The sequence below is a fragment of the Streptomyces sp. NPDC058000 genome (assembly GCF_042886435.1).
In the GTDB taxonomy this organism is placed as follows: Bacteria; Actinomycetota; Actinomycetes; order Streptomycetales; family Streptomycetaceae; genus Streptomyces.
Genome location: NZ_JBHVQS010000016.1, coordinates 1 through 22848, shown reverse-complemented (window position 1 = coordinate 22848; position 22848 = coordinate 1). Strand labels below are relative to the sequence as shown.

Genomic DNA, 22848 nt, shown 5'->3' with positions numbered 1-22848 from the left:
CCGCCGGGCGGCCCCGAGGTGCCTGGCTCCGGCCGCAGGGGCCCCGGCCGCACGATCTGAACGTTGGCTGAACAAACGGCGGCCCGTGGATCCCCGGCGTCAGTCCGGTCATCTGGCACACCGACCGGTGAGTTCCACCAGGGAGGATCGTCCATGGCCAGCACCACCTCAGCGGAGAGCGTGTCGTCGGAGGAGAGCGCGTCCGCGGCGGGGACGGCGTCCCTGCCGGAGAGCGCGCACGCGGCGGCCGGGCGTGCGGGCGGCGGCCGGCTGCTCGCCCGCGTCAAGGCAGGGCGGCAGGACGCGGCGCGCCGGCCGGCCTACGCCCGCCCCGCGCTGCTGGCGATCCTCGTCCTGGCGGCGGTGCTGTTCGCCTGGGACATCCAGCACAGCGCGTTCCACGCGTTCTACGCGGAGACCGCGCGCAGCATGTCGGAGAGCTGGCACGGCTTCCTCTTCGGCTCCTTCGACCCCGGCAACTCGATCACCATCGACAAGCTGCCGGGCTTCCTCTGGCCACAGGCGCTCTCTGTGCGGCTCTTCGGCTTCCACCCGTGGGCACTGACCCTGCCCCAGGTGATCGAGGGCGTGCTCAGCGTCGCGGTCCTGCACCGCGCGGTCCGTCGCTGGGCGGGCGAGCACGCGGCCCTGCTGGCGGCGGGCGCCTTCGCCCTCACTCCGGCGATTGCCGGACTGTTCCGTACCGAGGTGGAGGACCCGGCGTTCACCCTGTGCGTCCTGCTGGCCGCCGACGCCACGCTGCGCGCGGCACGCCGGGCCCGGCTACGCCCGCTGCTGGCGGCCGGCGTCTGGGTGGGGCTGAGCTTCCAGGCCAAGATGCTGGAGGCGTGGGCGGTACTCCCGGCGCTCGGCCTGCTGTACCTGCTCTCGGCCCCGACGGCGCTCCGGCGGCGGCTGGCGCACCTGTCGGCGGCGGGCGCGGTGTGCGTGGCGGTGTCGGCGTCGTGGGTGCTGTTGGTGACGTTCACCCCCGCCAAGGACCGCCCGTACGTCGACGGTACGACCAACAACTCCGCGATCAGCCAAGTGGTCGGCTACAACTTCCTCAACCGTTTCTCCAGTCTCAGCGTCAGCGCCAAGGACACCGGAAGCGTCGCCGTGTCGACCATGGCCGGTACCGACCCGGCGCCACCGACCGGCCACTCCCGGCCCACTGCCGCACAGTGGGTGAAGATGTTCGCGCCGTCGCTGGTCTCGCAGGTCGGCTGGCTGTACCCGGCCGCGGCGCTCGCCGCGGTGTGCGGACTGGTGTGGCGGCGCGGCCGGCCCCGGACGGATCCGTTGCGGGCCGGCTTCGTGCTGTGGGCGGTGTGGCTGGCCACGTACTTCCTGGTGTTCAGCGCCGGGGCGATCGGTGGCCATACGTACTACATGGGGGTGGTGGCCGTCCCGCTGGCGGCGCTGTTCGGAGGCGGGACGGTGCAGTTCTGGCGTGCCTGGCTGCGTGGTGGGCGGGCCCGGGCGTGGGCGCTGCCGACGGTCGTGGTCAGCACGGTGGCCTGGTCGGCGGCGGTCGCGCAGCTGTTCCCGACCTTCCTGCCGTGGTTGGCGCCGACCGCGGTCACCTTGGGGGTGGGCGCGCTGGTGTTGCTGGCCTGCGCCCGCCCGGGATTCCGCCACCGCTCGCACTCCCGCACTCCCTTGGTATCCCGCGATCTGTCGGTCCCCGGAGCCGCCTCAGGCTCCGCCACGGTCACTGCTTCCGACGCCGACGCCGACGCCGACGCCTACGCCGGCCCCGACGCTGGCCCCGATGCCGGCTCAGGCTCGGGCTCCGGTGGGGCCTCCGGGGCCGGCGGTGGTGCGGTGCGGCGGCGGACCGCCGTGTTGGGGCTGGTCACGGGCCTCGTGGCGATGCTGTTGCCGTCCGCTGCCTGGGCGTCGTCGGTCCTCGATCCGACGTACGGTCACTCCGGCATGGGCTCGACCGGGCCGGTGGCCCTACGGCATCGCCAGGCAGCTCACCGGAGCGCCGCCGCCCCCCACCCGGCCGCCGGACACCCCGGCCGGCCGGGCGCCCCGACCCCTCACCGCCCCCCACACCTCGACGACCAGACGTCCGCCAAGACGTCCGGCATGACCTCCGCCAAGACCTCCGGCAAGTCCTCCGACGGGACCTCGCTCAGCGCCGCCCAGGAGTGGCTGCTCGCGTACACCCGGTCCCACCGGGGCGGTGCCAGATACCTCTTCGCCACCACCAGCTGGCGCACCGCCTCCCCCTACATCCTCCACGCCGGCGCCGCGGTGCTCCCCATGGGCGGCTTCACCGGCACCGCGCCCACGCCCACCGCCGCCGCATTCCGCCACCTCGTCGCCGCCGGCCAGCTGCGGTACGTCGTACTCGGTGGTCCGGCGACCGACCCCGGTCGCGCCATCGGCCCATGGGTACGCGCCCACTGCGACCGCGTGCCGGGCCCGTCGTACCGGCTCTACCAGTGCTCACCGGAGTCCACCGCGCCCCACCCGCCCCCGGAGCGCTGACCGGCGCCCGGAGGCCCACCGCGCATCCAGCAGCCGCTCACCCGGCAGTCGGCCCGCCCACCAACGACGCCGCGTACCCGGGCCGTTCGTCCACCAGGAGGTGGCCGGCGTCGGCGGCCACCTCCCGCTCCGTGCCGAGTGCGGCGCGCCCCACCCACGGGTCAGGGTTGCGTCAACGTCCGTGCAGCGCAGTTCGGTTCGTGGGGGTGGGCGGTGACGATGCTCGGAGGACTCGGAGGAGGAGTTCGCGCGCCGGCCGGTGACAGACCGCGGGGAAACGTTCCGCGCGGTGCCGTCCGGCGCGCCGTGGTGTGGAAGGGGAGTACGTCATGGGGTGGGGCAGTGCGGGGACCGCGGAGGCGGGCCGGCCGCGTCCCGGCAGGCTCAAGGTCTTCCTCGGGGCCGCCCCCGGTGTCGGCAAGACCTACCGGATGCTGGACGAGGGCCGGCGCCGGACCGCACGCGGTACGGACGTGGTGGTGGCGTTCGCCGAGTGCCACGGCCGGCCGGTCACCGAGGCCATGCTCGACGGGCTGGCCGTGCTGCCGCGTGCGGTCTGCCGGCACCGTGGCGCGGAATTCGCCGAACTCGACCTGGACCTGGTGCTGGAGCGGCGTCCGGAGGTGGTGCTCATCGACGAACTCGCGCACACCAACGCACCCGGCTGCCGGCACACCAAACGCTGGCAGGACATCGAGGAACTGCTCGCCGCCGGCATCGACGTGGTGGCCACCCTCAACATCCAGCACCTGGAATCGCTCACCGACGTCGTCGAGAAGATCACCGGGGTGCCGCAGTACGAGACCGTGCCCGACGCAGTGATCCGCCGCGCCCACCAGATCGAACTGGTCGACCTGCCGGCCGAGGGCCTGCGGCGGCGCATGGCGCACGGCAACATCTACCCGCCGGAGAAGGTCGACGCCGCGCTGTCGCACTACTTCCGGCTCGGCAACCTCAGTGCGCTGCGCGAGCTGGCGCTGCTGTGGGTCGCGGGCCGGGTGGACGAGGCGCTGCGCAAGTACCGGCACGAGCACCGGATCGGCCCGGTGTGGGCGACCCGCGAACGGGTGGTGGTGGCGCTCACCGGCGGCCCGGAGGGCACCACCCTGATCCGTCGGGCCGCCCGGATCGTGAATCTCCCCCGAGCCCTCCACTCCGTTCGAGCAGGGGGCACCCCCCTCTCCACCGGCGATCTGCTGGCCGTCCACATCACCCGCAGCGACGGGCTGGCCGGCTCCTCGGCCGCCGCGCTGGCCGGCCAACGGCAGCTCACCGAAAGCCTCGGCGGCAGCTACCACGCGGTGGTCGGCGACGACGTCCCCGCCGCGCTGCTGGAATTCGCCCGCGCCCAGAACGCCACCCAACTCGTCATCGGCGCCAGCCGGCGCGGCAGACTGCGCCGGCTGCTGGCGCCGCGCGGCGTCGGGGAGACCGTCGTCGAACTCTCCGGTGGCATCGACGTCCACACGGTCACCCACGAATACGCCGGCCAGGGGCGCACCTGGGTCGTCCCCGGCAGTGGTCTGCCGCGCTCCCGGAGAGTGGCCGGCCCGATCGCCGGCCTGGTGCTGCCCCTGCTGCTGACCCTCGTCCTGCGCGGCGTCTCGGGCCCGCTGTCGCTCAACCTCACCAGCGAGGCACTGCTCTTCCTGCTGACCGTGCTGGGCGTGGCCTGTATCGGCGGTGTGGTCTCCGCACTGCTCGCCTCCGTGACGACCTCGCTGCTGCTGAACTACTACTTCCTCCCGCCCATCGGCCAGTTCACCTTCGCCGAGGCCAATGTCGTGGTCGCCCAGGCCGCGTTCACCACCGTCGCGGTCACCGTCGCCGCCATCGTGGACCGCTCGCTGCGCCTGGGCCGGCGCGCCGCCCGGGCGACCGCGGAGGCCGAGACGCTGTCCTCGTTGGCCGGTGGCATCCTGCGCGGGGACGGAGCGGTGCCCGCCCTCCTGGAACGCACCCGGGAGACCTTCGGCATGGACCGCATCGAACTGCGGCCGCGCGAGGACGTGGGGGAGGTGTGGCCGTCCGCCGTGGCGCCGGCGGCCACCGACGACGGGCGGGCGGCCGTGAACGACGGGGGAGCGGCCGCGAACGACGGGGGCGCGGCGGCGAACGTTCCGGCCGGTGCGGGCGGCGTCGCAGGAGCCGGGGGAGCCACCGACGCCGTTGCCGCCACGGGGGTCGTGCCGGTTTCGGGTGCCGCCGGCGGGCCGGGCGCCGACCACCGCACCGAGGTCGCGATAGGCGACGACAGCGTGCTGGTGCTGACCGGGCGCCGCCTGCCCGCCTCCGAGCACCGGGTGCTCACCGTCTTCGCCGCGCACCTGACGGCGGCCGTCGAACGCGCCCGGCTCGCCGAGGCCGCCGCCGAGGTCGAAGCGGTCAAGGCGGCCAACCGGATGCGCACCGCACTGTTGGCCGCGGTGGGCCACGACCTGCGCACACCACTCGCCGGCAGCTGGGCCGCGATCAGCTCCCTGCGCAGCCGCGACGTGGACTTCTCGGCCGAGGACCGCGAGGAACTCCTCGCCACCGCCGAGGAATCGCTCGCCAAGCTCAGCCGCCTGGTCGACAACCTCCTGGACATGAGCAGACTCCAGGCCGGTGCGCTGACCCTGCACCTGGAGCCCGTGGCGCTGACCGAGGTACTGCCCGCCGCACTGGACACCCTGCCCGGCTCACCCCCGCAGGCGCCCGGACGCGTCGTGCCCCAGGGGCTGGAGACCGCGCCCGACGTGCTCGCGGACCCGCCGCTGCTGGAACGCGTCATCGCCAACCTGGTGTCCAACGCGGTACGCCACTCACCCGCCGGCCGCCCGGTCACGATCCGCGCCAGCGCGCTCGCCGGCCGCGTCGAACTGCGGATCACCGACCGCGGCCCCGGTCTCCAACTCCCTGACCGGGAGCGGGCGTTCGAGCCGTTCCAACGACTCGGCGACACCGACAACACCACCGGTCTCGGACTCGGCCTGGCGCTCTCCCGCGGCCTGACGGAGGCGATGGGCGGCACGCTCACCCCGGAGGAGACGCCCGGTGGCGGCCTCACCATGGTCGTCTCCTTGCCGGCCGCACCGGAACCGCACCTCCCGCCGGTGCCGGCGACTTTGGGGCGGACCGCACCGGCACCGTCCACAACCACCCCGCCCGCGCCGGTGGTTGCCGTGACCGGGCCACCGGCAGCGGACGCGGATCCCGCCGAGCCCGTTCGGCTCGCGTCGGTCACGACATCCCCGACCAGGGGGACCGTGGCGGCAGAAGAGGACTGAGGTTCCCAGGCACGGCAGGGGCGAGGCGCCGGGTGCGCCGTATCCTGAACGCGATGTCTGGGGTGAACATCCAGGAGTGAGGGGGCAACATGTGGTCGGGCCGACACGACGATTACGTGGAACAGGCCGTTCAGGTCGTCGCTGAGGAGATCGTGCGCAGGCGCTCCATCCAGCGTGCCAAGGCCGTCAAGTACAGCAAAGCGCTCGTGGAGGAAAGCCGCCGGATCGCCCAGGAGACCGAAGCCTCCGAACTCGAACGCCGCGCGGTCCTCGGGCAGATGCCGCAGGCCGAGTACAAGTCCCGGATGGCCGCCCTGGCGGAAGGCGTGGAGGAGGGCCGCAACCCGTTCGCGCGCTAGTGTGCGGGCGTGAGCCTTCATGTCGTCATAGGATTCGGGCCCGCCGGGGCCGCCACCGCTCGGCTGCTGGTCGAGCAGGGACACTCGGTACGAGTCGTCACCACGTCAGGCCGCAGCCCGGAGCCCGGCATCGAGCACATCGCCTGCGACGCGGCGGACCGCGAGCGGCTGAGCGAGGTCGCGCAGGGTGCCGCCGCGCTGCACAGCTGTGCCGCACCGCCCTACCACCGCTGGGCGAGCGACTGGCCGCCGCTGGCCGCGTCGCTCTGCGCGGCGGCCGAGACGACCGGCGCCGTCCTCGTCATGCTGGGCAACCTCTACGGCTACGGCCCGGTGGAAGGTCCGCTGACCGAGGAACTGCCGCTCGCGGCGACCGGTCCCAAGGGGCGGGTCCGCGCCACCGTGTGGGAGCAGGCGCAGCACCTGCACGACCAGGGCCGCATCAAGGCCGTCGAGGTGCGGGCCTCGGACTTCTTCGGACCCGGCGTGACCGACGGCGGACACCTGGCCGCACGGGTCATGCCGCGACTGCTGCGCGGCAAGCCGGTCTCCGCGCTCGGGGATCCGGACGCGCCGCACAGCTGGAGCTACCTCCCCGACGTGGCCCGGGCCCTGGTCGAGGTCGCGGGCGAGGAACGGGCCTGGGGACGGGCCTGGCACGTCCCGACGGAGCCCGCGCTGTCCACCCGGGAGATGGTCGACCGCCTGGCCGCCCGGGCGGGCACGGCACCGGTCGCGGTACGCGGACTGTCGCCGGCCGTACTGGGCCTCGCCGGGCTCTTCTCCCCGCTGATCCGTGAACTGAAGGAGATCCGCTACCAGTTCGACCGTCCGTTCGTGATCGACGCGAGCGCCTACGAAGCCGCCTTCGCCGTACGGGCCACCCCCATGGACGAGCAGGTGGCGGCGACGGTGGACTGGTGGCGCAAGCGGCCCGCCACCACCGGGTGACACCGCGGTGGCGGAACGGCCACCGTCCGCCGCGCCGCGGTCAGGCCGCGACCGCCTCCACGATGGACGCGAAGGTGGGCGTGGGCAGGATGCGGGTGCGGCGCAGGCCGGCACGGGCGAAGAGGACGTCCAGGTCCTTCGGGCCGCGTGCCTTGCCGGTCACGATCGTCATCATCGCCATGTCCAGCGCCTTGCCCGGGTGCGGGTCGTTGCCCGGCGCGGGAACGGAGTCGACGACCAGGACCTTGCCGCCCGGGGCCAGACCGCGCCGGCAGGCGCTCAGGATCCGCACGGCCGCCTCGTCGTCCCAGTCGTGCAGGACGTGCTTGAGCAGGTAGACGTCGCCGCCGTCCGGGACGGAGGCGAAGAAGTCGCCCGGTTCGGCGCGCCACCGCCCGGTGAGCTCGGACGCGTCCAGGACGTGGTCCGCCAACGCGGGCGCCTGGTCCAACAGCACCCCGGACAGACCCGGGTGTCTCAGCAGGACGTGCCGCAGCAACCCGCCCCGCCCGCCGCCGACATCCACCACGGTGCCGTGGTCGGGGAACGGGTACGCGCCGGCCACCAGGTCGTCGAGCGGTTCGGAGAACGCCGCCATGCCCGTGTCGAAGAGCTCCCGGGCGGTGGCGTCGCCCTGGAGGTACTCGAAGAACGGGGCCCCGTAGACCGTGGGGAAGCCCGGTGTGCCGGTCCGTATGGTGTGGTCGAGGGCCGACGACGAGCGTACGAAGATCTCGTCGGTGAGCATCAGCACCGCGTCGCGCAGCGAGCCCGGCACCCCGGCGCGCAGGAACTGGGCGGCCGGAGTCAGGTGGAAGGCGCCGTTGTCGTCCTCGCTGAAGACGGCGCGCGAGGCGAGGTAGCGCAGGCAGCGACGGAGGAAGACGGCGTCGGTGCCGGTGAGTCGGGCGAGTTCGGCGGCGGTGCGGGGGCCGCCGGCCAGATGGTCGGCCAGGTGGTGGCGGGCGGCGATCCGTAAGGCCGCGGAGTACAGATGCCCCAGCGCCTGTTCGATCAGGTGCGTCGCCGCCGCGTGTGCCGTGGCGTCGGTCAGGTCGGGGTGGTCGGTCGGGTTCGGGGTGTTCACCGTCAGCCTCCGGGCAGGTGGTCGATGAGTCGGGCAGATGCCCCCTCACTCTTGCCGCGCCCTCCCGCCCCCGGCACCGCCCAAGTGCGGATCTCCGTCTCGGCCTTCCGGCCTAGGGCCTCCCGACGTGCCGGACCGGCTCCTCGACGGAAACCGTGGGGTCAGTCGGCGGCAGTGTCCAGGAACGGCAGGACCGCCCCGTCAGCAACGGGGATTCGAGGATGACGTAGTGCATGGCGCCCGGCAAGACTGCCGGCCGCGCCGTGGGACGGGCGGATCCGTCCCACCCGGTGGCCTTCGGCCCGCCGCCGAACAGCCCGAAGAATTCCCGCACATGGGCCGGCCGGACCGCGTCGGTGCGCCTGTGGGCGGGGGCGGGGGCGGGCCGGATTCGTCGCTCGGCGCCAGAGGCCCGGCCGGCCCCTGACGTCCCGGCAGGCGTTCCCGGCCCCGACAGGCGTCCCCGGTCCCGGTCAGCCGTCGAATCCGCCGTCCCGCAGGAGCGTGTCGATGCGGGTGCGATGCGCTTCCTCCCAGGCGTCGAGGGACTCCTCGGCCTCCTTGGCCAACTTGGCCCGGGCGGCGCCGAGGACCTCCTCCTGCCGGTCCCGGGGCACGACGACGATGCCCTCCTCGTCCGCGACCACGACGTCCCCGACGGACACGTCCACCCCGCCGCACCGCACGTCGACGTTGAGCGGCCGCACGGCCTTCTTGCTGCCGGGGAACGGGATGACCCCGCGGGCGAAAACCGGAAAGCCCATCGCGCGCACCTCGGCGAGATCGCGGATCAGCCCGTCGGCGACGAATGCCGCGACTCCCCGGCGCTGCGCCACGGCACAGACATTGCCGCCGGCGAGCGCGTAGTCCAGGTCGCCCGAGGCGACGACGATGACCGAACCGGGCGCCGCACGATGGACGGCCGCGTGCAGCATGAGGTTGTCCCCGGGAGGGCAGTGCACCGTGAACGCCGGACCGGCGACCCGGGGCATCGAGGACCACATGTTCCGTATTCCCTCGGTCGGGCGGTCGGGCGGGCGGGCGCTCGGGCGGGTGCCGGGGGGCGGCACGGAAGCCCGTGCCGCCCCCCCCGCGGGTCAGGCGTCGTAGGCGAGCAGCCCCATCATCCCGCTCTCGCCGTGGTAGACGTTGTGGCAGTGGATCAGCCACTGGCCCGGGTTGTCCGCGTCGAAGTCGCAGGTGGCCGTCGCGCCCGGCAGGACGATGACGGTGTCCTTGCGGGGGCCGGTCGCACCGAGTTGGGACGTGTGCCCGTGCAGGTGCATCGGGTGCCACATATCGGTGGTGTTGACGAACTGTAGGCGCACCCGCTGGCCGCTGCCGACGGTGAACGGATGGGCGTCCGCGTCGTTCATGTCGAACCGCCTGCCGTTCAGCGCCCAGTCGTACTTCGCCATACCGCCGGTCAGCTTGATGCGGTGGGTGACGTCCGGCTGACGGGCCTTCAGGCGGACGCCCTCGGCGGCCCGCAGGGCGGTCGCGACCGGGATCCGGCCGTTGAGTTCCTCGGGCCGGACGGTGGCGGACGGGGCGCGGCCGGAGCCGGTGCGTACCAGGGCCAACCCGGCCGCCCCCTTGCCCTCGGCCAGGGCGACGAGCGGGAAGACGCCGTCGCCCAGCGTGACCAGTGCGTCGTACCGCTCACCGGGGCCGATCAGTAGGGCGTCGGCCGGTTCATGGACAACGGGATAGCCGTCGGTGTGGGTGACGGTGAGCCGGTGGCCGCCGAGCGCGACCCGGAAGGCGGTGTCCCCGCCGGCGTTGATGATCCGCAGGCGCAGTCTCCGGCCGGGCTTGCCCTGGTAGGTGGCGGGTGCGGCCGGGACGCGGCCGTTGATCAGGTAGTGCGGGTACTTCACGTCACCGGCGTCGCCGCCCAGCAGGGTGCTGGTCGCCCCCATCAGCATGAACGGATCGTCCATGCCGGGCATCCCCTGCATTCCGGGCATGGAATCCGTGCCCTGGGTGCCGTCCATCCCTGGCATGCCGCCCATGCCGCCGTGCGAGCCCCCCTGCCCGTCGTGCGGTGCGGAACCGTGGTCCATGCCCCGCTGTAGGGCGGCGAGTGCCTGGTCCGGGGTGCCGGTGACGCCGTCGAGCCAGTCGTCGAGCACGACGACCCACTCGTCGTCGTACCGCAACGGCTCGTGCGGGTCCTCGACGATCAGCGGACCGTACAGACCGCGGTCCAGTTGGACGCCGACGTGCGGATGGAACCAGTAGGTCCCGGGCGTATCGGTGACGAACCGGTAGGTGAAGGCACCGCCGGCCGCCACGGCCCGCTGGGTGACGGGCGGGACGCCGTCCATGTCGTTGCGCAGGGCGAGACCGTGCCAATGGACGGAGGTGCTCTGCGGCAGGTGGTTGGCGAGCTCGGCGACGAGGGTGTCGCCCGCGGTGAGCCGGAGTTCCTTGCCCGGCAGTTGACCGTCGAAGCTCCAGGTCCGGACCGCCTTCCCGCCGCCCAGGTCCACGGGGCCGGCGGTCGCGGTGAGCCTGACCCGGCGTTCCCGGCCGGAGTGCCGCCGCTGCTTCTCGGTGGCTGCAACGGCCGCCCCGGACGGGCTGACCAGGGTGGGACCGGAGCCCCGGGCGTCCCCGGAACAGGCCGCGAGCAGGCCGGAACCCGCCGCGCCCAGACCCGCCAGCAGGACGGAGCGTCGGTTGATCGTGTTCATGGAGCGGTGTCCTTACGCAGGTGTGCCAGGCGCTCGGTGCGCGCGCCGTGGGGCGCAGCGCTCGTGCGCCGTGGGAAAAGAGGCCGAGTGGGGGAGGGAAGGGGTGGTCGGCCTAAATGCGTAGGACGGAGAGGGCTGCCGAATCGGGTGGGGAAGGTCCGCCGGCCGGGCGGGATCCGGGCCGGGAGGGGGCCGCGGGGCGGGGCGCGCGGGCATGGCCGAGGAGCGGTGGCGGCGACACGAACTGCTCGGACCGGACGTCGTACGACGAACAATGGGCGCCGCTGTCGTGGTGCTCGTGCTGGGCGTGGGCTGCCGCGGTCACTGCGGTCACTGCGGTGGGCAGGGCAGCCGGGGGGGCGGACCGCGGACTCCCGCACGGTCGAAGGGTGCCCCGTGGACGACATCGGCAGGGTGGTGCCGGGCAGGTTGTGGTGAGCGATCACGGAAATGATCAGCCAGAGCAGGGCGCACAGGGCCGCCGGTCGCCGGTAGCGCGCGGCAGTCGGGTGCAGGCGCACGGTGTGACTCACCGCGCGTCCCCGCCCGGCCGTCCGCGCCTGCCGCCTCCGCGTCCGCATGCTCACGTTCCCTTGCCTCCTTCCCGCTGCACGAGCCTGGCTCCGTACGAGCCGACAGGTGTCGTCGCCGTCACGTCACGCGCGGCACTGCGGCCCGACGATACCCCCTGGGGCTATGAGGGCCTGGCGGGCCCCGGCCGGACTCCGGACGTCGCACGCGAGGGGCGCGCTGCACCACGGCGCACGCCGCAGCCGTCCCCGTCGGCACCGGCACTCGGCACCCGGCGAACGGCCGTCGCCAGCCACCGGACGCCAACCACCGGACGCCGGACGCCGGACGCCGGACGCAAGGATTCGGCCACTCTCCGCCGGTGCGGCGGGCGACGCCTGGTGATCTGCCACGATGAGGCGGCCCGATCGCGATGTGTGCGCGGTGTCTCCGCGTGGTGAGAGGAGTGGCCCGGTGAGCACGACTTCCCTCAGTTCGGCCGTGATGACCCACCCGGTGCGCGCGGAACAGGCCGCGGCGCTCGCCGCCCGGCTGGGGCTCGGGGGACTGGCGCGCGACCCGGACCCGGACGGCCCGCCGTCCGCGTTGCGAACCGCGCTGGTGGCGTGGGCGGCGCGGGCGGAGGGAGCCGGGCACCACCTGGTCGTCCAGGACGACGTGGCGGCGCCGCCGGAGCTGTTGGAGTTGGTGGCCGGATCGGTGGCGCGGTTTCCGGACGAGGCGTTGATCTTCTACACCAACTGGCATGCCCGGAACGGTGCCGCGGCCCGACTGGCGGCGCTGGCCGGGGCGGGGTGGGTGCGGGCGGTATCGGAGGAGTTCGCGCCGACGCTGGCCATCTGCCTGCCGGCGCACACCGCGGACGCGTTCCGGGCGTTCGCCGCGGACAGCGCCGAGCGCCATGACGACGAGGTGATGGCGGCGTTCCTGCGCGCCGAGGGACGGCCGGGGCTGCTGGCGGTGCCGACCGTGGTCGAGCACATCGGGACGAGCAGCATCAACGGGCATGCCGCGCAGGGGATCCGGTTGGCGGTGTGCCCCGTCGGGGCGGCGGAAGCGCGTCCGCTGTTGGACCGCGGATGGGTGCTGGAGGAGTTGGACTGGCTGCCGTACATGCGGTACGGCGAGGGGTACCTGCGGCCGGCGGGGCACGAGCACGACGCCGATCCGCGGCGACACCTGCGGTGGACCGAAGCGCTGCCGAACACCGGCCTGACGACGGGACAGGTGTGGGACGTGGTGCGGCGGCACCGGCCCGAGGACGCCGCGGCGTCGGTGGGACGCCTCTTCGGGCACTCCTTCGCGGACGAACTGTGGATCCACTGCCTGCTGTTGGGCCGACAGGCCGAGGACGCCGCGCGCCGGCACGCGACCCGACGGGCGGCGGCCGGGACGGTGGGTGACGCCGGGGCCCGGGTCCGGGCCGCCGCGCTCTCCACGGTCGGCCCGGCCGGGCTGTCTCCCGAGCGGCGGCCCGACCTGATCCCGGAACACACCGCGCTCATGGCGGCGTACGCGGAGAGCGCGGTGCGGTGCGGTGGTCTGCTGCTCGGGCCGGCGGCGGAGCTGCTGGGAGAGGTTCAGTAGGCGCGGACGTCGTGGGTGATCCAGACGCAGGGTTCCCAGTAGGCGCCGCGGTCGCGGGAGTGGTCGATGTCGAGGGGAGCCAGGCCGCCGGGGAAGACGTAACGGCCGTCGTCGGGGAAGACCATCTGGGTCCACGCCTCCCATTCGGCGATGGTGCCGGTGATACGGGAGGACTCCGCCACCGCCGCGGCGATGGTCCCGCCCTGGCGCACCTGGGTGCGGATCCACGGATCGAACGGGGCGCCGTCGGCGCGGGTCCACGATGCGTAGCGGTCGATGGGGGCGAGCGGGTAGCGGTCCTTCCGGGTGGGGCGGATCGGGATGATCACATGGGAGTGGCCGGCGGCGCGGGCCATCTGGGCCATGTGGTCCAGGAGGCGGGTGGAGTACCCCTTGCCCTGGTGGGCGGGGGCGATCTCGATGCCCAGGGCGCAGAGGGCGTTCGGCTTCGCCCCGGTGTCGTGGTCGTGGAAGGCCGCCGCGATGGAGGCGTCGAGGCCGGTGCCGAGGCCCTCCGGGGTGCCGTCCCAGGTACGGGGGAGGGTCCGGCCGGTGCCGAGCACGGTGTCCGTGGCGGTGTCGTGGAGGAGGAACTGGTGGTCGGGGAAGTCGGTGAACAGGCGGTCCCAGAAACCGGCGTTGATGTCGCCGTGCAGGTTGTATTCGGGGACCACTCCGGCGAATTCCCCGGTGATCCGGTCCCACAATTCCGGACGCTGTGAATGGTGCACGAACTCCAGGGTCATGCGGCGCTCTCCTGCGGCTCGCCGGGCTTCTCCGCGGCCCAGACGATGACCAGCGGGAGGTCTTTCCAGGCGGCCTGTGCGGCGTCCGCGATGGCCTCTTCGTAACCTCCCGGTGCCAGCCGGCCGTTGAAAACCGGTTCGTGGCATTCCCGTACGGTCAGCCCGGCGGCGTGGAAGGCGTCGAGATAACGGCCGGGCAGATGCACGTGATTGCGGACGAAGGCCAGTTGGTCCGCGCCGTGGACGAATACGCACTGGCCCTGGAGGGAGATGACGAACGGATGCAGGTCGGAGAGGACGATCCGGCCGCCGGGGCGGAGCACCCGCGCCAGTTCGGCGATCCCCGGGGAAACGTCCGGGAGATGCGTCATGGCCAGGGAACAGACCACCAGGTCGACGCTTTCGTCGTCGACCGGGAGGCTTTCCAGCCGACCGCGCCGGAATTCCGCACCGGGCACCTTGCGGCGGGCCTGCGCCAGCATCTCCGGTGACTGGTCGACGCCGATGGTGCGGTAGCCGCGGGCGGCCAGGGCGGCGGTCTGCCGGCCGGTGCCGCAGGCCGCGTCCAGGGCGGTGCCCACCGGACCGCGGTCCAGCAGCCGGTGCACCACCGGCTCCTCGACCTCGATGTACGAACTGGGCAACGAGTCGTAGCGGGCCGCCCAGGAGGCGTAGCCGGCCGCCACGTCCAGTTCGTCGAGCGCGGCCCCGCCGCCCGGGAGCGAGATGTCCTTGCCGGTGACCAGTGCCTGGATTTCCTCGCCCCGGGCTTTCAGGAAGTCCTCGTCGGCGTCCAATGCATGACGCAGCAACGCCAACCCCTCGATGCCCAACATGAGTTCACGTACCCGGAATTCTTGGTCCATTTCCTGCTGTCTCCCTTGGCCGGAAGTTCTGTTGTCGGCGCCTCGTCCGCGCTCCTAGCATGGCGCGCGTGATAGAGGGATATATGGAACGTGAGAGCGTGCCGGTCGGTCGGCGTCTCGAATTTCATGTGTCGACCGACGCCGAGGAATTCTGGGTACTCTTCTACCGCCTGGGGAAGGAGCTGTCCTTCATGGCGGAAATTGGACCGTATCCGGGGGCGCTTGCCACCCCGCCACCGCACCCGGACGGCGTCCCCGAGCATGCCTCGCCCGCCGTGGACTGGAATTGGCCGCCGTATCACCACACCCTTCCTGAGGACTGGCCGCCGGGAATCTATCTCGCCCATTTCATCGAGGGCCCGGAGCATCGGGCCCGGCAGGTGCCGCTGCTCGACGACTCCGGAATCGAGGGTTTCGGACGCGAGTTCTTCGTCGTCCGTCCGGCCCGGCCCGCGGCGACCGGCGCGCGCATTCTCTACAAGAAATCGACGTACACCCGGCACGCGTACAACCGCTCCGACCGGGCGGACGTCCAGCGGGCCGCCAGCCTCTACGACCACCCGGTCTACCAGCAGGCCGGTCCGGACGGGCCGCGCGGCCACCGGCTCAGTCTGCACCGGCCGGGCGGGGTCATCGACCTCGCCTACTGGGACGCGCCGTTCATCGCCTGGCTGGAGCGCAACGGCTACCACGTCGACTACTGCACCGACCTCGACCTGCACGAGGACCCCGGGCTGCTCGCCCCCTACCGGCTGCTGCTCAGCGTCGGCCACGACGAGTACTGGAGCGCGGCGATGCGCGGCCACGTCGCGGAGTTCGTCCGGGGCGGCGGGAACGTGGCGTTTCTGAGCGCCAACACCTGCTGGTGGCGGGTCCACCCGGTGGCGGGGAACACCGCGTTCGTCTCCGACACCGACCACCACGTCGGCGCGGAGTACCCGCACCTTCCGGCCACCGACCAGTGGTGGCCGGCCCCGCCGGACGGCGTCGGCGAACCGGAGAACGCCCTGACCGGGGTCAGCTTCCGCAACGGCGGCATGTGGCCGGGCGAGTGGCCCGGCGACCGGCCGCGCGAAGGCTATCGGGTGCAGCACGCGGACCACTGGGTGTACGAGGGCACCGGGCTGCGGGACGGCTCCGACGGCGGGCCGGCCGACGCCCTGGGGGGCGGCACGCCGCTGATCGGCTACGAGTGCGATGGCGCGGCCTTCGCCCGGGACGCGGACGGCGTGGCGCACGCCACCGGGACGGACGGCACGCCCGAGTCCTTTCTCATCCTGGGGATCTACCTCCTCGATCCGGTGCACGACGACTTCCACCACCTGAAATGGGGGCACTGGAACTGCCCGGCGCGCGAACCGGCGATCACCAGCCCGCGCGCCGCCACGATGGGGCTCTACACCGCCGGCGGCACGGTGTTCACGGCCGGGACCACCGACTGGTCGGTGGTCTGCGGCCGGGAACTCGACGCCGGCGTCGTCCGGGTGACCCGCAACGTGCTGGATCGACTCGCAGGTCCGGGCCCCGCTACAACAGACTGCTGAGCGCGGCCAGCGAGGGGATGCGGGCGGCCCCGTCCGGGAGTGGCGGGGCCGTCCCTGCCACCGCCCGGTCGGGGCGCCACAGGTGCACCGCCCGCATCCCGTACGCCAAGGGTCCCGCGACGTCCGCCTCCCACATATCGCCGACGAACAGGGCCTGCTCGGGGCGGATCTCGCACCGTTCCAGCACAGTCCGGTAGATGAGGGGATGCGGTTTGCGGGCGCCGGCGCGGGCCGAGGGGACCGCGACGTCGACCAGCCCGGCCAGCCCCACGTCCTCGATGGCGCGGTCCAGGTCCCAGTACCAGTTGGAGCAGACCGCCACCGTCAGGCCGCGGGTGCGCAGCCCGGCCAGCGCCGCCGGCACGTCGTCGAACAGGGCCAGGTGCAGGTCCTTCATGGCCCGGTCGATCTCGACGGCCAGCGGACCGGCCTCCGGCTCGGGTACGCCGCAGGCCAGCGCCCGTCGCCGGAGCCGGTCCAACTCCCAGGCGAGGTAAGCCCGTTCACTGGTGGAGTGCGCGGTGTGCTCCTCGCCGTCCCGGGGCCCGACGGCCCACTGGTCACCCCACGCGTCGGCGGCCTCGGCCAGGCCCCGACGGAGGAAGAGCGACCGGTGACTGGGCGGCAGCGGATCGACCAGCCGCACCAGCGTGCCGTAGAAATCGAGGATCACGGCCCGGACGGCGGGCCGGCGGGGCGGCGACGGGGCCGGCACCGGCCTCAGTACCGTCCGTGGCGGCGCGGGAAGTAGTCCTCCAGTGTCCCTTCCCGTTCGATGTCGAAGGTGGCGCAGTGCAGTCCACCGCCGAACGGGCCCACTGCGCGGAACGGCACCGGCACGATCTCGAAGCCGTAGCCGGACAGCTGGTCGGCGAGCGCCACTTCCTTCTCCTCGATGCACAGGGTGTTCGGACCGAGGTTGAGCATGTTTCCGGCCAGCCACGGACTGCAGTACGACAGCTTGGGCGGGTGGTCCCAACTGGCCGGCTGGACCGCCTCGACGATCTCCCAGTCGTTGAGCCGGAAGAACTCCATCAGCTCGGCGTCCGCGAGCCGTTCACCGCAGTGCAGTACCAGTCCGGGGCGCAGCGGGACCCAGGTGGCGTCGATGTGCAGCGGGTGGGTGTTGGTGGAGGTCACCGCGTGCACCCGGTGGTCGGGGAAGTGGCGTTTGAGCCATTGGTAGCCACTGCGGTTGGTGACGAACGACAGCTGGACGAAGAGGTCCTTGCCGAAGCGCGCGATGTCCGCCGCGTCGAACAGCGGCTCCTCCTCGGTCAGGACGAGGTCGTAGTCCCGCACCCGGGCCAACTGCACGTCGGTGGGGAGGGAGTTGTAGGTGTCCCAGAACCCCGGTTTGTAGGTGGCGTCGGTCAGCCGGGGCTTGGGGGCCGCCTCCCAGCGCATGCGCGGATCGGCCTTGAACAGGTCCTGGAGCAGTGGCCGGTAACAGAGGTACTCGAACCAGCGGCTGCGGTACGACATGGTGGCTTCGAGGATCTCGTTGCCCACGGTCAGCAGCAGATCGCGCGGCGGCATGCAGCCGGACATGGTCTCCTGGGTCCAGTCCGGGGTGGTGACCTGCTGGTTGAAGTCGACGGGGGTGGGGCGGTCGACGCGGATGCCGCGGCGGCTCAACATCGCGGCGAAGGCGTCGAGTTGCTCATTGGCCTCGGCGGTCATGTCGGCCGGCATCGGGCCGTAGGTGCCCAGCGGGAACCCGTCGTCGGGGAAGTCCCGTCGGACCGCCGGCTCCGGGGCCTGCACCACCGCGTCGTCGGCGCGCCCGACGACGACGTGCCGCAGGGGATCCCAACCGTTCCAGGAGTTGACCTGCACCGGGCGGTTGGCCGGATCTGCGGCCGTCGTGCCGTACTCAGTCACGTGCAAACCCTTCGATAGGGGACGTGGGTGACACCCGAGCAAAACTGAGGCAGTGGAGGCGGCACCGTCAAGAGCCGATCATTCGGGCAGCGCGCCTTTTGCGTCAAAACAACGGTGGCTTTGCCACGGCGAACGCAAGATCAGCATATGGTCCGGCCTGGCATACGGCCGTTCGCGGAATATTCCAACGGCCAGATCCGGCCGTCGGATTATCTGGCCGGAAAGACTCCACGAGGTGAGAGACGAGGTGCCCGGGGTAGATACAGCCGGTTCCGACAACCCGACGGAGGAGATCATGGCCGAACGCATCTCCCGTTTAGCGGCGGGCCTGGGGGCAATGGCTGTGCTGGGCGCGGTGGCCGGCTGCGGCGGCGGCAAACCGGTCGCCGCCGCGGACCGGACCGGGGAGATCACGGTCTGGCTGACCGTGGATGCCCAGGAGAGCTGGCCGGAGCTGGTGGCCGAGGTCAACGACCGCTTCCGGAAGACCTATCCCAAGATCAAGATCAACGTGCAGTACCAGCAGTGGACCACGAAGAACCAGAAGATCGACGCCGCACTCGCCGGGCGGGAAGTCCCCGATGTGGTCGAAATGGGCAACAGTGAGACCACCAATTACATAGTCAACGGCGCCTTCGCGCCCGTCGATCCAGCGAAATTCGATCACTCCGCGGAATGGCTCCCGGCCCTCCGCGACGCCTGCCGCGACGGCGGCAAGACCTATTGTGTCCCGTATTACGTGGGTGCCCGAGTGGGCATCTATCGTAAGGATCTCCTCGCCCAGGTCGGAGTGCACCAGGCCCCGCGCAGCTATCCCGAACTCCGCGCCGACCTCGACAAACTCAAGGCGAAGTTCGGCGCCGCCGACAAGAATTTCTCCGCCTTCTACATGCCCGGCCGCTATTGGAACGCGGCGATCGCCTTCGTCAAGGACGCCGGCGGCGATATCGCGGTGCGCAAGGACGGTCGCTGGCACGGCGCGCTCTCCTCCGCCCGCTCCGTGGCCGGCCTCACCGCCTGGAAGGACCTCCTCGACGCCTACTACACGGGCGACCGCTCCAAGGACAACGGCGACGAACCGGGCGTCGTCGGCCAGGGCAAGGTCGGCATGTTCTACGGCAACACCTGGGAGGCCAAGGCCGCGACCGACAGCAGGTCGGGCGGCGACCCGGCGCTGCGCGGGAAGTTCGCCACTTTCGCCTTCCCCGGACCCTCCGGCAAATTGCTGCCACCGTTCCTGGGCGGCTCCACCCTGGCGATCCCCGCCAAGTCCACCCAGCAGGACCTGGCCCAGGACTGGATCCGGTTGTTCACCGACCGCACCTCACAGCGCCGTCTGATAGCCGCCGACACCCTGCCCAACAACACCGCCCAACTCCGCGAGGTGGCCGCCGGCGGGGTCAACGGCCCGGCGGCGCAGGCCGCCGAGAACGGTTGGGTGACGCCGCTGGCGCCCGGCTGGGGAGCCGTCGAGAAGTCCAACGTCCTCCCGGAGATGCTCCAGGACATCGCGACCGGGAAACAACCGGTGGCGGACGCCGCGCGGGCCGCGGACCGCCGTATCGACGCCGTGATCAACGAGCGCTGACGGCCGTGGGGACCGTGGATCTGCCGGGACGGCCCCGCGCCGCCCGGTCGCCGCAACGGCCACCGACGGACCGGGCCACCCGTCCGCGGCACACCGTCCGCCGGCGGCTGCTGCCGTATCTGCTGATCGCGCCGACCGTGCTCGCGCTCGCCGCGGTCCTCGGCTACCCGCTCGTCGACCTGGTGCTGCTGTCCTTCCAGGACATGACCCGGCGCGAACTGTTCTCCGGGGCCGCGCCGCCCTACGCCGGGCTCGCCAACTACCGCTCGATCCTCTCCGACGGCTTCTTCTGGACCGTCGTCGGCCGCACCGCCCTGTTCACCGTGGCCTGCGTCGCGGCCACGATGGTGCTCTCGCTCCTGGTGGCGCTGCTGATGCGACGGGTGGCGCGGTGGGTGCGGACGACGATGACCGGCGTCCTGGTCGCCGTCTGGGCCATGCCGGTCATGGTGGCGGCGTCCATCTTCCGCTGGCTCTCGGACGCCGACTACGGCGTCGTCAACTGGCTCCTCGGCCTGCTGCCGGGACTCGACTTCAGCAAGCACAACTGGTTCGAGAACCCCTGGCAGGGCTTCGCCGTCATCACCGGCGTCGTGGTCTGGGGCGCCGTCCCGTTCGCCGCACTGACCCTCCAGGCCGCGCTCAGCCAGGTCCCCGCCGAACTGGAGGAGGCGGCACTGGTCGACGGCGCCCGCCCCGGCCAGCTGTTCCGGCACGTCACCTGGCCGGTGATCAAACCGTCCGTCGTCCTGGTCACCTCGCTCAGCGCCATCTGGGACTTCGGGGTGTTCAACCAGATCTGGCTGATGCGCGGCGGCCAACCGGAGAAGGAGTACTACCTGCTCGGCGTCTACTCGTTCATCCAGTCCTTCGCCGTCAACCGCTACAGCGTCGGCGCGGCCATCGCCGTCCTCACCGTCCTGATGCTGCTGGCCGGCGCGGTCGTCTACGTCCGCCAGCTCGTCCACCTGGGAGCGGCCGAGTGAACACAGCCCCTGGCACCAGGAGCGCCTCCGGCGCCCGCCGCCGACGCCGCACCGCGGCGAACGCCCTCGGCCTCGCCTTCAGCGCACTGATGGCCTTCCCGCTCTACTGGATGCTGCTCACCGCGTTCCGCCCGGCCACCGAGATCCACGCCGACCCACCGCGCTTCTGGCCCGACCACCTGACGCTGGAACACTTCCGCCGCGCCCTGAGCACCCCGACGTTCTGGGCCAACGTCCGCTCCAGCGTCCTGATCGGCGCCGGCACCGTGCTGGTCTCCCTGCTGATCGGGACCCTGGCGGCGTTCGCCCTCGCCCGCTTCTCGTTCGCCGGGCGCAAGGCCCTCGTCCTGGTCATCCTCGGCGTCCAGATGATCCCGCTCGCCGGCCTGATCATCCCCATCTACCTGCTGCTCAGCGACGCCGGACTGACCGACAGCCTGCCCGGCGTGATCCTCACCTACCTCGTCTTCATGCTGCCGTTCACCGTCTGGCTGCTGCGCGGCTTCATCGCCGCCGTCCCGGTCGAGCTGGAGGAGGCCGCGATGACCGACGGCTGCACCCGCCTCGGCGCGTTCCGCCGGGTCGTGCTGCCGCTGCTCGCCCCGGGCCTGGTGGCGACCTCCGTCTACGCCCTGGTCCAGGCGTGGAACGAGTACGTCCTCGCCTACGTCCTGCTGTCCAGCAACGACAAACAGACCCTCAGCATCTGGCTGGTGTCCTTCCAGACCAGCTTCGGCACCGACTACGGCGGAATGATGGCCGGTGCCACGCTCACCGCCCTCCCCGTCGCGGTCTTCTTCGCCTTCGTCCAGCGGCGGATCGGCGCGGGCCTGACCGCCGGCGCGGTCAAAGGGTGACCCGCCGAAGACGGGTCACCGGCGCCGCTACGGCCACCCCCGGCTGAGCCGCCGCGCCCACCAGCCGCCCGCCCCCGACCACCCCACCGGGCATGCCGCCCCAGCGCCATGTGGCACGCGCTCGGCCGGCGGACCGACGATCCGCCGGTGTACGCAACCTCCGACCTTGCAGGAGAACACGTGACGTTCGACCGTCTCGACCTGGTGTCCAAGCTGTACCAGCCGTCCGGCTGGCCCCGGATCCTCGAAGCGGCCACCGGGACCCGCTCCAGCGGCCCCTTGGTCGTGGACCTGGACCCGACGACCTTCTGCGACCTGGCCTGCCCCGAGTGCATCAGCGGAAAGCTGCTCAACCAGGGGCGCTTCACCCCCGAACGGCTCGCCGAACTGGCCGGTGAACTCGTGGAGATGCAGGTCCGGGCGGTGGTCCTGATAGGCGGCGGGGAACCCCTCGCCCACCGGGGCACCCGCCAGGTCCTACGCGTTCTCGGTGAAGCCGGCATCGCGATCGGCGTGGTCACCAACGGCACCCTGATCAAGCAGAACCTCGCCGAACTCGCCGCCTACGCCTCCTGGGTGCGGGTCTCCATGGACGCCGGCAGCAGCGAGACGTACCGGCGCTTCCGCCCCGACCGCAAGGGCCGCAGCGTCTTCGACAAGGTCATCGGCAACATGCGGCTGCTGGCCGAGGCCAAGCGCGGCGCCCTGGGCTACTCGTTCCTCGTCATGACCCGGCAGGAGCCCGACGGCACCGTCGTCAGCAACCACCACGAGGTCCTCCAGGCCGCCGAACTCGCCCACGACATCGGCTGCGACTACTTCGAGACCAAGGCGATGTTCGACGACGGACACCACGTCATCCAGGTGCCGGACGAGATCCTCGCCTCCGTCGACGAGCAGCTCGACAAGGCCGCCGTCCTGGCCGGCGACGGCTTCGAGATCGTCAACTCCTCGACGCTGACCTCCCTGCGGAACCGGGTCGGGCCCGTCCAGGACAAGGACTACCACCGCTGCCGGGTCGCCGAACTGCGCACCCTGGTCACCCCGTCCGGGGTGTACGTCTGCTCGTACCACCGGGGGAACGCCGGCGCCCGGATCGGGGACGCGGTGACCGAGAGCCTCCCCGAGATCTGGCGGACCTCGGACCGCGGCATCGTCGACCCGAGCCGGGACTGCCGCTTCCACTGCGCCCGCCACCGCTCCAACCTCGAACTCGACACGATCGGGGCCGGAACGGTGGCGGGAACGGTGGCCGCACCGGAGCCCGGTACGGACTACGACCCGTTCATCTAAGGGGTAGGGCCTGTCCGGTGGATCATGGCCGGGTCCGCGGCGTCTGGCACGGCACCTCGCCGCGTTGCCGAAACGTCCCAATAGCTCCGCTATCAGGCC

The 22848-nt window shown here is 72.2% G+C and carries 17 protein-coding genes; 10 read left to right on the top strand and 7 right to left on the bottom strand.

The window, feature by feature from the left end:
• The first annotated feature begins 153 nt into the window (after positions 1–153).
• From ACFVT2_RS18005 to ACFVT2_RS17990, 4 genes are all read left to right on the top strand, one after another.
• The gene (locus tag ACFVT2_RS18005) at positions 154–2502 is read left to right on the top strand and encodes an ArnT family glycosyltransferase (protein ID WP_390018573.1); all 2349 of its coding nucleotides are present in this window, start codon (positions 154–156) and stop codon (positions 2500–2502) included.
• Positions 2503–2831: 329 nt separating this feature from the next.
• Positions 2832–5771 carry an ATP-binding protein gene (locus tag ACFVT2_RS18000; RefSeq protein WP_390018570.1) on the top strand — a complete coding sequence of 980 codons (2940 nt, stop codon included), beginning with the start codon at positions 2832–2834 and terminating at the stop codon, positions 5769–5771.
• A gap of 116 nt (positions 5772–5887) precedes the next feature.
• Positions 5888–6130: a hypothetical protein gene (locus ACFVT2_RS17995; protein ID WP_390018567.1), complete on the top strand. Its 243-nt coding sequence runs from the start codon at positions 5888–5890 to the stop codon at positions 6128–6130.
• A 9-nt stretch (positions 6131–6139) separates the two neighbouring features.
• Positions 6140–7081: an NAD-dependent epimerase/dehydratase family protein gene (locus tag ACFVT2_RS17990; RefSeq protein ID WP_390018564.1), complete on the top strand. Its 942-nt coding sequence runs from the start codon at positions 6140–6142 to the stop codon at positions 7079–7081.
• Positions 7082–7121: 40 nt separating this feature from the next.
• On the opposite strand, the gene ACFVT2_RS17985 is transcribed toward ACFVT2_RS17990, so the two are convergent.
• From ACFVT2_RS17985 to ACFVT2_RS17975, 3 genes are all read right to left on the bottom strand, one after another.
• The gene (locus tag ACFVT2_RS17985) at positions 7122–8168 is read right to left on the bottom strand and encodes a methyltransferase (RefSeq protein ID WP_390018561.1); all 1047 of its coding nucleotides are present in this window, start codon (positions 8166–8168) and stop codon (positions 7122–7124) included.
• Between the two features lie 473 nt (positions 8169–8641).
• Entirely contained in the window at positions 8642–9238 is a 597-nt protein-coding gene (locus ACFVT2_RS17980; RefSeq protein ID WP_390018558.1) for an RraA family protein, read from the bottom strand.
• Between the two features lie 27 nt (positions 9239–9265).
• A complete protein-coding gene (locus ACFVT2_RS17975) occupies positions 9266–10867 on the bottom strand; it encodes a multicopper oxidase family protein (RefSeq protein WP_390018555.1) in 1602 nt (533 codons plus the stop codon).
• A 984-nt stretch (positions 10868–11851) separates the two neighbouring features.
• On the opposite strand from ACFVT2_RS17975, the gene ACFVT2_RS17970 reads away from it, so the two are divergent.
• Positions 11852–12985 (top strand): hypothetical protein, encoded by a 1134-nt coding sequence (locus tag ACFVT2_RS17970; protein WP_390018552.1) that lies wholly within the window; start codon positions 11852–11854, stop codon positions 12983–12985.
• On the opposite strand, the gene ACFVT2_RS17965 is transcribed toward ACFVT2_RS17970, so the two are convergent.
• Positions 12979–13731, bottom strand: a complete 753-nt coding sequence (locus ACFVT2_RS17965; protein ID WP_390018549.1) for a GNAT family N-acetyltransferase — start codon at positions 13729–13731, stop codon at positions 12979–12981. The two genes, ACFVT2_RS17970 and ACFVT2_RS17965, sit on opposite strands and share 7 nt — an antisense overlap.
• The gene (locus ACFVT2_RS17960) at positions 13728–14597 is read right to left on the bottom strand and encodes a class I SAM-dependent methyltransferase (RefSeq protein ID WP_390018546.1); all 870 of its coding nucleotides are present in this window, start codon (positions 14595–14597) and stop codon (positions 13728–13730) included. Before ACFVT2_RS17960 ends, ACFVT2_RS17965 begins: the two co-directional genes overlap by 4 nt.
• 191 nt (positions 14598–14788) lie before the next feature.
• Here ACFVT2_RS17960 and ACFVT2_RS17955 point away from each other — a divergent pair, with 191 nt between their 5' ends.
• Positions 14789–16141, top strand: coding sequence for a N,N-dimethylformamidase beta subunit family domain-containing protein (locus ACFVT2_RS17955; protein ID WP_390018543.1), 1353 nt, complete (start codon positions 14789–14791; stop codon positions 16139–16141).
• On the opposite strand, the gene ACFVT2_RS17950 is transcribed toward ACFVT2_RS17955, so the two are convergent.
• Positions 16125–16814 (bottom strand): HAD family hydrolase, encoded by a 690-nt coding sequence (locus ACFVT2_RS17950; RefSeq protein WP_390018540.1) that lies wholly within the window; start codon positions 16812–16814, stop codon positions 16125–16127. The genes ACFVT2_RS17955 and ACFVT2_RS17950 overlap by 17 nt on opposite strands.
• 47 nt (positions 16815–16861) lie before the next feature.
• A complete protein-coding gene (locus ACFVT2_RS17945; protein ID WP_390018537.1) occupies positions 16862–18025 on the bottom strand; it encodes a serine/threonine protein kinase in 1164 nt (387 codons plus the stop codon).
• A gap of 295 nt (positions 18026–18320) precedes the next feature.
• Between ACFVT2_RS17945 and ACFVT2_RS17940 the strand changes: the two genes are divergently transcribed.
• From ACFVT2_RS17940 to ACFVT2_RS17925, 4 genes are all read left to right on the top strand, one after another.
• Positions 18321–19613 (top strand): extracellular solute-binding protein, encoded by a 1293-nt coding sequence (locus tag ACFVT2_RS17940; protein ID WP_390018535.1) that lies wholly within the window; start codon positions 18321–18323, stop codon positions 19611–19613.
• Positions 19614–19618: 5 nt separating this feature from the next.
• Positions 19619–20599, top strand: coding sequence for a carbohydrate ABC transporter permease (locus ACFVT2_RS17935; RefSeq protein WP_390018532.1), 981 nt, complete (start codon positions 19619–19621; stop codon positions 20597–20599).
• On the top strand, positions 20596–21456 hold the full coding sequence (locus ACFVT2_RS17930; RefSeq protein WP_390018529.1) for a carbohydrate ABC transporter permease: 861 nt from the start codon (positions 20596–20598) through the stop codon (positions 21454–21456). Before ACFVT2_RS17935 ends, ACFVT2_RS17930 begins: the two co-directional genes overlap by 4 nt.
• A gap of 180 nt (positions 21457–21636) precedes the next feature.
• Positions 21637–22749 carry a radical SAM protein gene (locus ACFVT2_RS17925; protein WP_390018526.1) on the top strand — a complete coding sequence of 371 codons (1113 nt, stop codon included), beginning with the start codon at positions 21637–21639 and terminating at the stop codon, positions 22747–22749.
• The last annotated feature ends 99 nt before the right edge of the window (positions 22750–22848 follow it).

What these genes read in the sequence shown, in the direction of transcription:
- ACFVT2_RS18005 (WP_390018573.1), top strand. Translation starts at nt 154, where the DNA reads ATGGCCAGCACCACCTCAGCGGAGAGCGTGTCGTCGGAGGAGAGCGCG.
- ACFVT2_RS18000 (WP_390018570.1), top strand. Translation starts at nt 2,832, where the DNA reads ATGGGGTGGGGCAGTGCGGGGACCGCGGAGGCGGGCCGGCCGCGTCCC.
- ACFVT2_RS17975 (WP_390018555.1), bottom strand. Translation starts at nt 10,867, where the DNA reads ATGAACACGATCAACCGACGCTCCGTCCTGCTGGCGGGTCTGGGCGCG.
- ACFVT2_RS17965 (WP_390018549.1), bottom strand. Translation starts at nt 13,731, where the DNA reads ATGACCCTGGAGTTCGTGCACCATTCACAGCGTCCGGAATTGTGGGAC.
- ACFVT2_RS17960 (WP_390018546.1), bottom strand. Translation starts at nt 14,597, where the DNA reads ATGGACCAAGAATTCCGGGTACGTGAACTCATGTTGGGCATCGAGGGG.
- ACFVT2_RS17955 (WP_390018543.1), top strand. Translation starts at nt 14,789, where the DNA reads ATGGCGGAAATTGGACCGTATCCGGGGGCGCTTGCCACCCCGCCACCG.
- ACFVT2_RS17940 (WP_390018535.1), top strand. Translation starts at nt 18,321, where the DNA reads ATGGCCGAACGCATCTCCCGTTTAGCGGCGGGCCTGGGGGCAATGGCT.